This is a genomic window from Paraherbaspirillum soli (assembly GCF_042654985.1).
GTDB lineage: Bacteria > Pseudomonadota > Gammaproteobacteria > Burkholderiales > Burkholderiaceae_D > Paraherbaspirillum > Paraherbaspirillum soli.
The window spans coordinates 236,249-250,353 of record NZ_JBHSMT010000014.1 but is presented as its reverse complement, the minus strand read 5'-3'; the positions used below and the strand labels follow the sequence as shown (position 1 = coordinate 250,353).

Here is a 14,105-nt window from a genome sequence, read left to right as displayed (position 1 = left end):
AACTTCCACTCCAGGAGCCAACTTTGCCCGCCATCGCCCTCAATCACTACAATCTGCGCGCGCCGCGCGACCTGCTGCTGCAACTGAAGGATTTTTATTGCGAAGTGGTCGGACTGGAACCAGGCCCGCGGCCGCCTTTCAACAGTTTCGGCTACTGGCTGTATGCCGGCGGCCACCCAATCCTGCATTTGAGCGAGGCCAAGGCCGGCGATCCCAGGGCGACGCATACCGCCACCACCTTTGATCATGTTGCCTTTAGCTGCGTCGATCCGGAGCAAATGGAAGCGCGCTTGCAGGCGCGTCAGGTGCAATACGAAGTGGCGCATGTGCCGGCGTCGACGGAGAAACAAATCTTTTTTCAGGACCCGGCCGGGAACGGCGTCGAGTTGAATTTTGCAATGACGGCTTAACAAGCAGCTCAACCAGCAGATCGAGAACAACACCTTATGCCGCGCTACCAGTATCGTATTTTGAATGTGTTTGCCGAAACGACTTTTGGCGGCAATCCCTTGTGCGTGTTCGAGGATGCCCGCGGCATGAGCGACGACACCATGCAAGCCCTGGCGCGCCAGTTCAATCTTTCGGAAACGACATTCGTTCTGCCATCCGAGATCGCCGACGCCCGGGTCCGGATTTTTACGCCCGGTTTTGAAATGCGCTTCGCCGGGCATCCGACGCTAGGCAGCGCGCACGTCGTCCGCGAACTGCGGAAAACAGGCGATAGCGTCAAGCTGGAATTCAAGGCCGGCGTGGTCGCGGCATCGGCCGACGGCAATGTCTGGACGTTTACCGCGCCCGCTTCAGCGAACCAGGCAGCAACGCCATCCTTCACGCGCAGCAGCGGGCTGCCCAATGCATTCATCGCCGGCATGCTCGGTCTCAAGGAGGACGACCTCCTCAGCGATCCGCTATGGGTGGATACCGGCAGCGACCAATTGCTGGTCCCGCTCAATTCGGCGGACGCGGTGCGCCGCGCAGCGCCGGCCAGCGACCAGCTGGGGCATTGGCCGGTCAGCAGCCTGGGACGAAAAACGGTGTACGTATTCGCCTTCGTCAACGATGGCGAAGAGCAACGGGTATTGGCGCGTTATTTTTTCGCGATGCAGGGCGGCGCCATCGGCGAAGATCCGGGCACCGGATCGGCTTGCGCCAACCTGGGCGGCTGGCTGCTTGAAACAGGACGGGCAATTCCTGCCCACATCCAGGTAAGCCAGGGCGAGGCGGTCGCCCGGCCCTGCCGTTTATTGCTTACTGTCACTGAAAACCGGGAAATACAGGTTGGCGGCAGAGTGATAGAACTCGGACGCGGCAGCGTGGATATTGAATAGAGGCATTGCTAAAACATCGTAGCGAGCGATTTTTTATGGATACTCATTAAATATTTTGCAGCTTGAGCGGATTTCAATCATAAAATCCGTATCCTCATTTTTTAAGCTCATCCCCATGAATCTCGACGAACCCCTGTCAGACAAAGAATTTGACGAACTGGACGATTTTTTGTTGTCCGATCGCTGTGCCGAAGACTGCATGACGATGGACACGCTGCACGGTTACCTGACCGCGCTGGTGGTCGGCCCGGAACAGGTATTGCTGGGCGAGTGGCTGCCGCATGTATGGGGGCCGTCGCTGAAAGACGCGCCAAAGTTCAAGTCCGACAAGGAATACGAAAAAATCGTCGGCCTGATCGCCCGCTACATGAATGAAATCGCGGTCACGCTGGAAGTCGCACCGAAAGAATACGAACCGCTATTTTGCGAGCACGAACACGAAGGCAAGAACCTGCTGGACGGCGAAGCCTGGAGCTGGGGCTTCTGGGAAGGCATCAATCTGCGCGCCAAAGCCTGGGAACCGATCTGGCATTCCAACCTGGCAACGGTAGTGCGGCCGATTTACCTGCTGGGCGCCGAAGAGCTGGAAGAAGACGAAATGCGCCTGCGCGAAGATCCGGTGCAACGGCACAAGCTAGCGGTCGAAGTCGAAGCTGCGATTCCCGAAATCTATCGCTACTGGCTGCCGCACCGCAAATCGGCGGTCACCACCATCCAGCGCGAAACGCCGAAAGTCGGCCGCAACGACATGTGCAGTTGCGGCAGCGGCAAGAAATTCAAGAAGTGCTGCGGGAAAGAAACGGCGGAGGATTAAGCTGGCGGGTACGTAGGGCGGAAAAGCGCAGCGCCTTCCGCCGTGTTGGATGCATCAAACGCATGTGGTACATCCAACGGCGGATAACGCTACGCTCATCCGCCCTACGCTAATTACGCATTAATAAAATGCTCACGGTAATAGCGCAGCTCTTCAATCGACTCAATGATGTCGGCCAGCGCGGTGTGCTTTTGATGCTTCTTGAAACCGCTTGCCAGTTCCGGTTTCCAGCGCCGGCATAATTCCTTCAGCGTCGACACATCCAGGTTGCGGTAATGGAAAAACGCTTCCAGCTTGGGCATGCTGCGCGCCATGAAACGGCGATCCTGGCAAATCGAGTTGCCGCACATCGGCGACTTCCCTTTCGGCACGTATTTCTTCAGGAACTCGATCAGCACCTGTTCCGCGTCAGCCTCGGTGACGGTCGAGCTTTTGACTCGCTCGATCAGTCCTGAACGGCCATGCGTACCTTTATTCCAGGCATCCATGCCATCCAGCATCTCATCCGATTGGTGAATCACGAACACCGGCCCTTCCGCCAGGATATTCAATTGCGGATCGGTGACCACAACCGCAACTTCAATGATGCGATCGGTGTCCGGGTTGAGCCCGGTCATTTCCATGTCGAGCCAGATCAGGTTGAACTCGTTGGGCCGCAGCGGCGTCCCCATAGGAGCGGGAGCGGCGGCAATCTCGGTGGCTTGTGACATAATTGTTCTCTTCTGTATTTGGTTCGGCAAGTTCGGTATTTTCTCACATAGGGGCGGCATGTCTTCACTTGCATTTTCGGTTTTATTCGTAGTTTTTCTGGCAATCACCGTGGGAGTACGCTTCTGGCTGGCTTCGCGCCAGATTCGCCATGTACTCAGTCATCGGAGCGCGGTGCCAGCCGATTTTGCCGAAAAAATCCCGCTGTCCGCGCATCAAAGAGCGGCCGACTACACCATCGCCAAGACCAAATTCGGCATGATCTCATTGCTGGTCAATGCCGTCGTCCTGATCGGCTTCACGCTGCTGGGCGGCTTGCAGTGGGTTTCGGGTTTGCTGTTCAACCAGGCCGGACCCGGCATGACATATCAACTCGGCTTGCTGGTCGCGGTGGCGGTGATTTCCAGCTTGATCGACCTGCCGCTGGAGTATTACAAACAATTCGTGCTGGAAGCCCGCTTCGGCTTTAACAAGATGACTCCTCGCCTGTTTTTTGTCGACCTGGTGAAAAACACATTGATCGGCGCCGTCATCGGCTTGCCGCTGGTGTGGGTGGTGTTGTCGTTGATGGCCAAATCGGGCGACCACTGGTGGCTGTATGCGTGGCTGGTGTTCAGCGGCTTTCAGTTGCTGATGCTGGTGCTCTACCCGACCGTGATCGCGCCGCTGTTCAACAAGTTCACGCCGCTGACCGACGACACCCTGCGCGCCCGCATCGAAGGCTTGATGGGCCGGGTCGGCTTCGCCTCCAAAGGCTTGTTCGTGATGGATGGTTCCAAGCGCAGCGCCCACGGCAATGCGTATTTCTCGGGTTTCGGCGCCGGCAAGCGAATCGTCTTCTTCGACACCCTGCTGGCACGCCTGGCGCCGCAGGAAATCGAAGCGGTACTGGCGCATGAACTCGGCCATTTCAAGCTTAAGCACATCGTCAAACGGATCGTCGTAATGTTCGCGATTTCACTCGCCTTCCTGGCCTTGCTGGGCTATTTGAAGCAGCAAGTCTGGTTCTACACCGGGCTCGGCGTCAATCCGTTGCTAGCCGCCGATCTGAGCAACAACGACGCGATGGCCTTGATCCTGTTCATGCTGACCTTGCCGATTTTCACTTTCCTGTTGTCGCCGCTGGCGTCGATCACCTCGCGCAAGCATGAATTCGAAGCCGATGCCTTTGCCGCCAAATACACCGACGCCAACGATCTGGTGGCGGCACTGGTCAAGCTGTATGAAGACAACGCTTCTACCCTGACGCCGGACCCGCTGTATTCCGCCTTCTACGATTCGCACCCGTCTGCAACGGCCCGCATCAATCACCTGATGGCCGCTCATGCTTGATCACGCTATCGGCACCGGCATCGTTATCGCCGCACATGGCCGTCACTATCTGGTACATGCCACGGTTGGATCGGAATCGCTTAAATTGCAATGCGTGACGCGCGGAAAAAAGAGCGATGTCGCCGTCGGCGACCGGGTCAACTTGAAACTGACCTCGCCCAATCAGGGCGTGATCGAAGCCATCGGCGAACGGCATAGCTTGTTGTATCGCTCGGACCAGTACAAATCCAAGCTGCTGGCGGCTAATGTCACCCAGTTGTTTATCGTGGTGGCGACCGAACCGGGCTTTTCCGACGACCTGATTTCGCGTGCGCTGGTGGCGGCGGAAGCGTCCGGCGTCACCGCCCACATCGTGCTGAACAAGACCGATATCGCCGACGCGCTGCCGAAAACCCGGCAGCGGCTGCAAACCTATGCCAGCCTCGGCTATCCGGTACACGAGGTATCGGCGCGCGCATTCCCGGAACAAACCTGCGCCACGCTGATGCCGCTGCTCAAGAGCCAGTCGACCATCCTGATCGGTCAATCCGGCATGGGCAAATCGTCGCTGATCAATTTGATCGTGCCGGATGCCGATATTGCCACCCGTGAAATTTCCGCGGCGCTGGATACCGGCAAACACACCACCACCTTCACCCGCTTGTACGAAATCGACGCCGATACCGACAGCCCCGCAAGCATCATCGACTCCCCTGGGTTCCAGGAGTTCGGCCTATATCAGCTGAGCGAAGGCATGCTGGAACGCGCTTTCCGTGAATTTTCACCGCGTCTGGGAAAATGCAAGTTTTACAACTGCCATCATTTGAACGAGCCGAACTGCGCCGTGCTGGAAGCGGTCAAGGCCGGTGAAATCTCGGCCATGCGGCATCAGCTGTATGTGCAATTGCTGCATGAATCTTCGCAAAAACTATATTGAGCGCGATTGCCGGACTCCTTTTATCGGCACAGGCGATGCTTCCGCAGCCCTCCCACCTGTGCTGTCTTCATGGGTATCTTTTCCAAGCAAATCCCTTATAATTGAAGCACTTACAATCTTCGGCGGCAGGCGCCAAACTGGGCGCCATTTTCATTTATGGCAATCAAACACTATCTGAAGTTTTCCGATTTTTCGCTGGACGAATACGAATACGTGATTGAGCGTAGCCGTGTCATCAAGCGCAAATTCAAGGATTATGAACAGCACTATCCGCTGCTCGACCGCACCTTGGTGATGGTGTTCGAGAAAAACTCGACCCGTACCCGCCTGTCGTTTGAAGCAGGCATGCACCAGCTGGGAGGCGCCGCAATCTACCTGAATACCCGCGACAGCCAGCTGGGACGCGGCGAGCCGGTGGAAGATGCGGCGCAAGTCATGTCGCGCATGTGCGACGTCATCATGATCCGCACCTTCGGCCAGGACATCATCGAGCGCTTCGCCGCCCATTCGCGAGTACCGGTGATCAACGGCCTGACCAACGAGCAACATCCGTGTCAGGTGCTGGCCGACGTGTTTACCTACATCGAACATCGCGGCTCGATCGCCGGCAAAAAAGTGGCCTGGATCGGCGATGCCAACAACATGCTGTACTCCTGGCTGCAAGCGGCGCAAGTGTTCGGCTTCCACGTCAACGTCTCGACCCCCAAAGGCTATGACATCGACCAGGCCCAGGTGGCCGCCGACAACGATCGTTACACGCTGTTCGCCAGCCCGTCCGACGCTTGCGAAGGGGTCGACCTGGTGACCACCGACGTCTGGACCAGCATGGGCTATGAGGCCGAAAACGCGGCGCGGCTGAAAGCCTTCGACGGCTGGATCGTCGATCAAGCCAAAATGGCGCGCGCGCAACCCGATGCGCTTTTCATGCATTGCCTGCCGGCCCATCGCGGCGAAGAAGTCTCGGCCGAAGTCATCGACGGCCCGCAGTCGGTGGTCTGGGACGAGGCGGAAAATCGCCTGCATGTGCAAAAGGCACTGCTGGAATATCTGGTGATGGGCAGAATTGCGGAATCTGATTAGTTAAGGACAGACATGATCGATCACACCGGCATTACCGTTGCCGATTACGCCAAAAGCAAGGCGTTTTACACACAAGCTCTGGGCGCCATCGGCTATCTGCTGCTGCTGGAATTTCCGGCAAGCGTCACCGGCAACACCGACGTCGCCGGTTTCGGCGAACCGCACAAACCCGACTTCTGGCTATCCAATGCAACCGCGCAAAAACCTGCGCACCAGCAAACAATGCATTTCGCCTTCCGCGTGTCGAACCGCGCACTGGTGCATGCGTTTTATGACGCCGCGCTAAAAGCCGGCGGCCAGGACAACGGCGCACCCGGCGTGCGCTCCCACTATCACCCGAATTATTACAGCGCATTTGTGACCGACCCGGATGGCCACAATATTGAAGCTGTCTGTCACGAATCCCCATAATCATCATTCATACAGAGACATCAGAAAGCGAATCATGAGCGACGCAAAAAAAGTAGACGTAAAGAAAGTAGTGCTGGCTTACTCCGGCGGACTCGACACCTCGGTCATCCTGAAATGGCTGCAAGATAATTACCAATGCGAAATCGTGACCTTCACCGCCGATCTCGGCCAAGGTGAAGAGCTGGAACCGGCACGCCAGAAGGCATTGAAATTCGGCATCAAGGAAGAAAACATCTACATCGACGACGTGCGCGAAGAATTCGTCCGCGATTTCGTATTCCCGATGTTCCGCGCCAATACCGTGTATGAAGGCGAATACCTGCTCGGCACTTCAATCGCCCGTCCGCTGATCGCCAAGCGCCTGATCGAAATCGCTCGCGAAACCGGCGCCGACACCATCTCGCACGGCGCCACCGGCAAGGGCAACGACCAGGTTCGTTTCGAACTCGGCGCCTATGCGCTGATGCCGAACGTGAAGATCATCGCCCCATGGCGCGAGTGGGATCTACTGTCGCGCGAAAAGCTGCTGAAATATGCGGAAGATGCCGGCATCGCCATCGACATGAAACACAAGAACGGCGGCGCGCCGTACTCGATGGATGCCAACCTGCTGCACATCAGCTTTGAAGGCCGTCACCTGGAAAACCCAAGCGCTGAAGCCGAAGAAAGCATGTGGCGCTGGACCGTCAGCCCGGAAGCCGCACCGGACCAGCCTGAATACCTGGATATCGAATACGAAAAAGGCGACATCGTCGCCCTCAACGGCACCCGCATGTCGCCTGCGGCCGTATTGACCGAACTGAATCGCCTCGGCGGCAAGCATGGCATCGGCCGTCTCGACCTGGTCGAAAACCGCTACGTCGGCATGAAGTCGCGCGGCTGCTACGAAACCCCGGGCGGCACCATCATGCTGCGCGCGCACCGTGCAATCGAATCGATCACGCTCGACCGCGAAGTCGCGCATCTGAAAGACGATCTGATGCCGCGCTATGCGTCGATGATTTACAACGGCTACTGGTGGGCGCCGGAACGGGTCGCGCTGCAAACCCTGATCGACCACACCCAGGCGACAGTCAACGGCTGGGTCAGAGTCAAGCTGTACAAGGGCAATGTGATCGTGGTGTCGCGCGATTCCAAAACCGATTCGCTGTTCGACATGAAGATCGCGACCTTCGACGAAGACGGCGGCGCCTATAACCAGGCCGATGCCGGCGGCTTTATCAAACTCAACGCGTTGCGGATGCGGATTGCGGCAAATGCACGCAATGCACGCGGCAAGTAACAGGCTGGATGAACAAGAAACGCCCCTTTTTCCGGGGCGTTTTTTATTGGTGTGCTGCTTTCGACAAATTTAACCTCAGGAGCCTCTTCAGATGAATACGCAATTCGACCACGTATCGGTGCTCAAGCAAGCCAACGTCTACTTCGACGGCAAGTGCGTTTCGCACACCGTCATCCTGCCGAACGGCAGCAAAAAAACCCTGGGCGTCATCCTGCCGTCCTCGCTGAGCTTCAACACCGGCGTCGCCGAAATCATGGAAATCACCAGCGGCGCTTGCCGCGTGCGTCAAAAGGGACAACAGCTGTGGATCAAATATTCCGCCGGCGATCGGTTTGATGTTCCGGCCAATTCCAGCTTCGATATCGAGGCGGCGGAAACGGTGAATTACGTTTGCCATTTCGGCTGATAAAAAAAGCCCGCAGGGCATGCGCACGCTGCGGGCAAAATCCAAACCTTAGGGAGTGTGGATGAGACAGCCCACACTTTAATGCCTCAATGTGACCTGTTTATGACAAGGACTGGAAGGTAGGTCGGAAAAGCGCAGCGTCTTCCGACGTGCGGCGAGCCGCCGAAGAGTGTTAAGGGCTTGACTGGCTGATGCAATTCACGCCGTCGGAAGGGTGCAGCAGGGATTTCAGATGGCATGCCATCTGCCTGCGGAACGGTATTCGCTTGCAAGCGAATACGCGCCCTGCAAGGGCTGCGCTTTTCCGACCTACAATACCTGTCAGACGCTAAATAAAAATCGGTTCCGGCTCCAACGCCACCCCAAAACGCGCCATCACATCAGCCTGCACTGCCTGCGCCAGCCGCACAATATCCTGCCCAGTCGCATCACCGCGATTGACCAATACCAGCGCCTGTTTTTCGTAGATGCCGGCGGCGCCCAGGGTTTTCCCTTTCCAACCGCATTGATCGATCAACCAACCCGCCGCCAGTTTGAAGTTCTGATCCGGCTGCAGGTAACTGACCAATTGCGGATGCTGCGCCAGCAGCGCGTCGCGCTGTGCGGCAGGCACAATCGGGTTCTTGAAAAAACTGCCGGCATTGCCGATCAATGCCGGATCGGGCAACTTGCGGGTCCGGATCGCGATCACCGCATCGCTGACATCGCGCGCGGTCGGCGCTTGCAGCCCTCGCGCATCCAGTTCTTGCGCGACATCCGCATAACGCAGATTGGGCTGCCAGCGCTTGGGCAACGCCAGCGTGACGTCGAGCACCACCGCCCTATCGCGCAAATCATGTTTAAAGACGCTGTCGCGGTAACCGAAAGCACAAGCGGCACGGTCCAACGTCAATATTTCACCGGTGTCGATGTCGATTGCCGTCAGCGCATGAAAACGGTCTTGCAGCTCAATCCCGTAGGCGCCGATGTTTTGAATCGGAGCGGCGCCGACGCTGCCGGGAATCAACGAAAGATTTTCCAGGCCGCCCAATCCTTGCGCCAGCGTCCATTGCACCAGCCCATGCCAGCTCTCGCCGGCGGCAGCGCGGACATAAGTGGCGTCGGCGTCGTCGCCGACAATTTCCAGCCCGCGATTGCACATATGCAAGACCAGCCCGGCAAAGTCTTGCGTCAACACCAGATTGCTGCCGCCGCCCAGCACCAGGCGCGGCAACCCGGACAAATCGGATGCGCGCCTGAATGCGTGCAAGGTCTGAACGGAAGTGACCGGCAAATAAGCGTGAGCGACGGCGTCGATGCCAAAAGTATTATGCTGGCGTAGCGAAAAATCGTATTGAAGCGGGAGTGTGGATGCGGTAGAAGTCATAGCTTCGGGATTATAGACGCATCGCTCCGGGACAACGCAATAGCCACCCGGTTTGTTGTCCGATAGAATGCGCGTTACTTGAAATAGTTTGAACCCATTGAAGGAGTACCACCATGCCATCATTCGATACCGTCTCGGAAGCCAATCTGGTCGAAGTCAAGAATGCCAACGACCAAGCCAACAAGGAAATCTCGACCCGTTTCGACTTCAAGGGCAGCGACGCCCGGATCGAGCTGAAAGAGCGCGACCTGACCCTGTATGCCGATTCCGAATTTCAATTGAACCAGGTGCTCGATGTACTGACCTCAAAACTGGTCAAGCGCAATGTCGACGTGCGCTTTCTGGACAAGGGCAAGATCGAGAAAATCGGCGGCGACAAGGTGAAGCAAGTCATCAAGATCAAAAACGGCATCGAATCCGATGCCGCAAAAAAAATCGTCCGCATCGTCAAGGACAGCAAGATGAAAGTGCAAGCCAGCATCCAGGGCGACGCCGTGCGCATCACCGGCGCCAAGCGCGACGATCTGCAAGCCGCGATGGCGATGCTGCGCAAGGAAGTGGCTGATTTGCCGCTGGAATTCAACAACTTCCGCGACTAATCACCGCGATCAGTCACCTGTTCTCTGCAACTTCCGGCGGATAGCGCTGCGCTGATCCGCCTTACGGCGCACCCTCAATTCTTCAATAAGAAAATCGAATACCTCATGCGCCCACTGATTCTGAGCTCCAGCCTGTTCCTGTTTTCCTCCATGCTGATGCCGGCCCAAGCGGCCGATATCGGCGTGGTCGGCCTGTTTCCCGGCAAAGCGGTGCTGGTCATCAACGGCTCCTCGCCCAAGACCTATTCGGTCGGCAGCAAAGTGACCGACGACGTGCTGCTGGTCAAGGCCGACGGCTCCAGCGCGACCTTGGAAGTCAAGGGCAAGCGGCAAGTGATCGGGATTGGCGAATACGTCAGCCGCAGCACTCCGGGCGCATCGGCCAGCGTCACCCTGAAAGTCAATCCGCAAGGCCATTTTGTCGCGCAAGCCCAGATCAACGGCGGCATGATGACGATGCTGGTCGATACCGGGGCGACCATGATCGCCCTGCCTGCTTCGGATGCGGGCCGGCTCGGCGTCGATTACAAAAAGGGACGCCCGATAACGGTGAATACCGCCAACGGTCCGGCGCCGGCGTTTATGGTCACGCTAAACACCGTCAAGATCGGCGATATTGAAATGAATCAGGTTGAAGCGCTGGTGCAAGAACGCGGCCTGCCGTTCGCCCTGCTCGGCATGTCGTTCCTGAACCGGACTGAAATGCGGCGCGAGGGTGAAATGATGGTGCTGACGAAGAGGTTCTGACTCTTCAATTCATTGCGGGATCGAGTTCAAGAGCCCGTTCAAAATCCATAGCCGGCCGTAGGGCGGATGAGCGCAGCGTTATCCGCCGATTGATGCGTCACATGCATTCGATGTGTCAGAAACGGCGGATAACGCTACGCTCATCCGCCCTACTTGCTACTTGCTGAAATACGGCGCGAGGGTGAAATGATGGTGCTGACGAAGAGGTTCTAACTCTTCAATTCATTGCGGGATCGAGTTCAAGAGCCCGTTCGAAATCCGTAGCCGGCCGTAGGGCGGATGAGCGCAGCGTTATCCGCCGATTGATGCGCCACATGCGTTCGATGTGTCAGAAACGACGCTTCAATTGCAATGAAAAGCAGTTTAGTTTCCAGCACTGCTATTCAACAACCGCCGCTCCCTGACCGCCGCCGCCAACCCTTCCAGCACCGCCACGCTTTCTTCCCAACTGATGCAGCCGTCGGTCACCGACTGGCCGTAGGTCAATTCCTTGCCCGGCACCAGATCCTGACGGCCGGCGATCAAGTGCGACTCAACCATGACGCCAACGATACGATTGTCGCCGGCGGCCACCTGGCGGCCGATATCGGCGCAGACCGGAATCTGGTTTTCCGGCTTCTTCGAACTGTTGGCGTGCGACGCATCGATCATCAGGCGCGATGCCAGACCGCTGCTGGCGATGTCCTTGCACGCCGCATCGACGCTGGCCGCATCGTAGTTCGGCGTTTTGCCGCCGCGCAGGATGATGTGGCAATCTTCATTGCCGATGGTCGACACGATCGCCGAATGGCCGCCCTTGGTCACCGACAGGAAATGATGCGGCTGCGACGCAGCCTTGATCGCATCGACCGCGATCTTGATATTGCCGTCGGTGCCGTTCTTGAAGCCGACCGGGCAGGACAGGCCGGATGCCAGTTCGCGATGCACTTGCGACTCGGTGGTGCGAGCGCCGATTGCGCCCCAGCTAATCAGGTCGGCGATGTATTGCGGACTGATGACGTCGAGGAACTCGGTACCGGCCGGCAGGCCCAGTTCGTTGATATTCATCAGTAATTCGCGCGCCATGCGCAAGCCGTCGTTGATGCGGAAACTGTTGTCCATGTACGGATCGTTGATCAAGCCTTTCCAGCCGACCGTGGTACGCGGTTTTTCGAAATAGACCCGCATCACCACTTCCAGCTCGCCCTTGAAACGGTCGCGCTCGCCCGCCAGCCGGCGCGCATATTCCATCGCTGCCTTGGTATCGTGAATCGAGCATGGTCCGATCACCACCATCAGGCGGTCATCCTGGCCGTGCAAAATGCGGTGCAGCGCAACCCGGGAATTTGCCGCGGTATCGGCAACTTTCTCGGAGCAGGCGAATTCGCGAATCAAATGGGATGGCGGGACTAACTCTTTCATTTCTCGGATGCGCAAATCGTCGGTGCGTAGCATGGTTTTCTCCTGACTCTAAAAGTGACGGATATAAAAAAACCGCCCTCGGGGGCGGTTTCTTAGAAAATTCGGTTGGCTCTTTTATTACGAACGCTTACCGCTTTTCACCGCCTTGGGGCTGGAATAGCTAAAGTAAAAAAAGAAGTAAGCGCGTGCGAAAGACATATTTTTCAACAGGTTTTTTAAAAAGCGAGACTTATAGTGCAGCAAAATCGGCCATTTGGCAAGCCCGGCGGCCGAACGCCGCGCATCTTCCGGCGCGTACTCGTGAAAAATGCGCGTCGGAGGCAACGCTAAGCAGGGTGTTGAAAAACGTCGCGAGCGGGTCGAGTTTTGGTCGAGGAGCGGAGTCGTACGGATTGTACGGTGAGCACCGCAGACCAAAAATCGGCACGCGCAGTAGTTTTTCAACATCCTGTTAAGGCGTCAATGTGAAATTGATCCCCGACTGATTGGCGTTGGTGATGTCCACCGATGGATTCGATATCGTCAAATAACCGTTGGCCGACGCTTCCAGCGCGTACTTGCCGGTGCCGGGCCTGGTGTTGGTCTGGGTGGCAAACACGATCGGCAAATTGGTGCTGAATTGACCAAGCTGCGGCGCGGCTGTCGGCAGATTCAATGCGTATGCGCCGGTCGTCACATTCGCGCCCTGGTATTTGATCGTCACCGTAGGACCGGCGGCGAAGCTTTGCTTGGCTGCGACATAGCCGATTTCAGTGGCGCTGGCCGGATTCAAGGTGACCGTGCCGCTGATGATGCCGGCAGCCGTGGCCGCGGATTGCAAATTGATAGGCACGTTAGCGCTGCTGACCACCACTTTGCCGGTGGTGCTGGTGACCGGGACGTTGGCGATGACGGTGCTGGCGCTGTTGTCAGCGGTGATCACGACGTCATAGTTGCCGGGCGCCAGACGAGCCAGCAAAAACTCTCCGGTCGTCATATCCGGCGCCGTCGAGCGCACCACCGTACCGTTTTGCTGCGCGGTGACCATCACGTGATTATTCAGCAAGGCCGGATTGATAAAACCGTCGATGCCGTTCAAGTCGGTCGGAATCACCTTGACCACAGGCTTCAGCGCGAATCCGCCATTGCCCTTCTGCACGATGGATTTACAGGCATCGAAATCGAGCACCAGATCGGTCCGCAATCCTGACACGACGTCGAACTGGTTACCGAGCTTGACGCCGCTTTGTACCGAGCTCGGAGTATCGAGAGAAATCTCATTGACTGTGCCGGCCGGAACCACCGAATTGGCGAAACCCGAACCCAGGTTGGGATCGAGCACCAGGCGCAACTGGGTGTAATGGCCGGCGACCAGATTAACCTGGCCCAACTGTTCCAACACGCCGTTGGTCAGGTCAAGCAAATTGATTTTGCGCGCTGGGTTCAACGTAATGTCGGCCCAGCCCGGATCGTTGTCGCCGGCCACCGCGCTTTGATGCGCGCGCACTTTGTTGACGGTGACATTGACCGCATCGAACCCGCACGACGGCGCATCGGTCAGCGCCACGCTCAAGCCACCCGCCCCTTGAAATGAGCCGCTAGCGCTACCACCGCCGCCACAGGCCGCGAGTAAGGCCGCGGCCGATATGGCAGCTGACAGGCAGAGGAGGCGAATACGATATTTCATGGCATTTCCTTATCTTCAATAGTTGCTTTTGGTAAAAATAAGCATCATA

Annotated in this window: 16 protein-coding genes; 11 read left to right on the top strand and 5 right to left on the bottom strand. The window is 57.3% G+C overall.

The window, feature by feature from the left end; genetic code table 11:
- The first annotated feature begins 23 nt into the window (after positions 1–23).
- The 3 genes from ACFPM8_RS11465 to ACFPM8_RS11455 all read left to right on the top strand — a co-directional run bounded on the left by ACFPM8_RS11465 (position 24) and on the right by ACFPM8_RS11455 (position 2,142).
- The gene (locus ACFPM8_RS11465; RefSeq protein WP_378997676.1) at positions 24–410 is read left to right on the top strand and encodes a VOC family protein; all 387 of its coding nucleotides are present in this window, start codon (positions 24–26) and stop codon (positions 408–410) included.
- 36 nt (positions 411–446) lie between these two features.
- Positions 447–1,328 carry a PhzF family phenazine biosynthesis protein gene (locus tag ACFPM8_RS11460; RefSeq protein ID WP_378997675.1) on the top strand — a complete coding sequence of 294 codons (882 nt, stop codon included), beginning with the start codon at positions 447–449 and terminating at the stop codon, positions 1,326–1,328.
- 115 nt (positions 1,329–1,443) lie between these two features.
- A complete protein-coding gene (locus ACFPM8_RS11455) occupies positions 1,444–2,142 on the top strand; it encodes a YecA/YgfB family protein (protein ID WP_378997674.1) in 699 nt (232 codons plus the stop codon).
- A 113-nt stretch (positions 2,143–2,255) separates the two neighbouring features.
- Here ACFPM8_RS11455 and orn read toward each other — a convergent pair whose 3' ends face one another.
- Positions 2,256–2,852: an oligoribonuclease gene (gene orn / locus ACFPM8_RS11450; protein WP_378997673.1), complete on the bottom strand. Its 597-nt coding sequence runs from the start codon at positions 2,850–2,852 to the stop codon at positions 2,256–2,258.
- Positions 2,853–2,910: 58 nt separating this feature from the next.
- Between orn and ACFPM8_RS11445 the strand changes: the two genes are divergently transcribed.
- The 6 genes from ACFPM8_RS11445 (at position 2,911) to ppnP (ending at position 8,277) form a co-directional block, all read left to right on the top strand.
- Complete coding sequence (locus ACFPM8_RS11445) at positions 2,911–4,182, top strand: M48 family metallopeptidase (RefSeq protein ID WP_378997672.1); 1,272 nt, start codon at positions 2,911–2,913, stop codon at positions 4,180–4,182.
- Positions 4,175–5,098 carry a ribosome small subunit-dependent GTPase A gene (gene rsgA, locus ACFPM8_RS11440; protein WP_378997671.1) on the top strand — a complete coding sequence of 308 codons (924 nt, stop codon included), beginning with the start codon at positions 4,175–4,177 and terminating at the stop codon, positions 5,096–5,098. The genes ACFPM8_RS11445 and rsgA overlap by 8 nt, the downstream gene beginning before the upstream one ends.
- 156 nt (positions 5,099–5,254) lie before the next feature.
- The gene (argF, locus tag ACFPM8_RS11435; RefSeq protein ID WP_378997670.1) at positions 5,255–6,178 is read left to right on the top strand and encodes an ornithine carbamoyltransferase; all 924 of its coding nucleotides are present in this window, start codon (positions 5,255–5,257) and stop codon (positions 6,176–6,178) included.
- Between the two features lie 12 nt (positions 6,179–6,190).
- Positions 6,191–6,589, top strand: coding sequence for a VOC family protein (locus tag ACFPM8_RS11430; protein ID WP_378997669.1), 399 nt, complete (start codon positions 6,191–6,193; stop codon positions 6,587–6,589).
- 34 nt (positions 6,590–6,623) lie between these two features.
- The gene (locus tag ACFPM8_RS11425) at positions 6,624–7,871 is read left to right on the top strand and encodes an argininosuccinate synthase (RefSeq protein ID WP_378997668.1); all 1,248 of its coding nucleotides are present in this window, start codon (positions 6,624–6,626) and stop codon (positions 7,869–7,871) included.
- Between the two features lie 91 nt (positions 7,872–7,962).
- Complete coding sequence (ppnP, locus tag ACFPM8_RS11420; protein WP_378997667.1) at positions 7,963–8,277, top strand: pyrimidine/purine nucleoside phosphorylase; 315 nt, start codon at positions 7,963–7,965, stop codon at positions 8,275–8,277.
- A gap of 328 nt (positions 8,278–8,605) precedes the next feature.
- Here ppnP and murB read toward each other — a convergent pair whose 3' ends face one another.
- Positions 8,606–9,643 (bottom strand): UDP-N-acetylmuramate dehydrogenase, encoded by a 1,038-nt coding sequence (gene murB / locus ACFPM8_RS11415; RefSeq protein ID WP_378997666.1) that lies wholly within the window; start codon positions 9,641–9,643, stop codon positions 8,606–8,608.
- Positions 9,644–9,756: 113 nt separating this feature from the next.
- Between murB and ACFPM8_RS11410 the strand changes: the two genes are divergently transcribed.
- Positions 9,757–10,242: a YajQ family cyclic di-GMP-binding protein gene (locus ACFPM8_RS11410; protein WP_378997665.1), complete on the top strand. Its 486-nt coding sequence runs from the start codon at positions 9,757–9,759 to the stop codon at positions 10,240–10,242.
- 105 nt (positions 10,243–10,347) lie between these two features.
- Complete coding sequence (locus ACFPM8_RS11405) at positions 10,348–10,989, top strand: retropepsin-like aspartic protease family protein (RefSeq protein ID WP_378997664.1); 642 nt, start codon at positions 10,348–10,350, stop codon at positions 10,987–10,989.
- Between the two features lie 363 nt (positions 10,990–11,352).
- Here ACFPM8_RS11405 and aroG read toward each other — a convergent pair whose 3' ends face one another.
- The 3 genes from aroG to ACFPM8_RS11390 all read right to left on the bottom strand — a co-directional run bounded on the left by aroG (position 11,353) and on the right by ACFPM8_RS11390 (position 14,056).
- Positions 11,353–12,423, bottom strand: coding sequence for a 3-deoxy-7-phosphoheptulonate synthase AroG (aroG, locus tag ACFPM8_RS11400; RefSeq protein ID WP_378997663.1), 1,071 nt, complete (start codon positions 12,421–12,423; stop codon positions 11,353–11,355).
- A gap of 84 nt (positions 12,424–12,507) precedes the next feature.
- Positions 12,508–12,837, bottom strand: a complete 330-nt coding sequence (locus ACFPM8_RS11395; protein WP_378997662.1) for a hypothetical protein — start codon at positions 12,835–12,837, stop codon at positions 12,508–12,510.
- Between the two features lie 4 nt (positions 12,838–12,841).
- The gene (locus tag ACFPM8_RS11390; protein ID WP_378997661.1) at positions 12,842–14,056 is read right to left on the bottom strand and encodes a DUF4382 domain-containing protein; all 1,215 of its coding nucleotides are present in this window, start codon (positions 14,054–14,056) and stop codon (positions 12,842–12,844) included.
- Positions 14,057–14,105 lie beyond the last annotated feature (49 nt).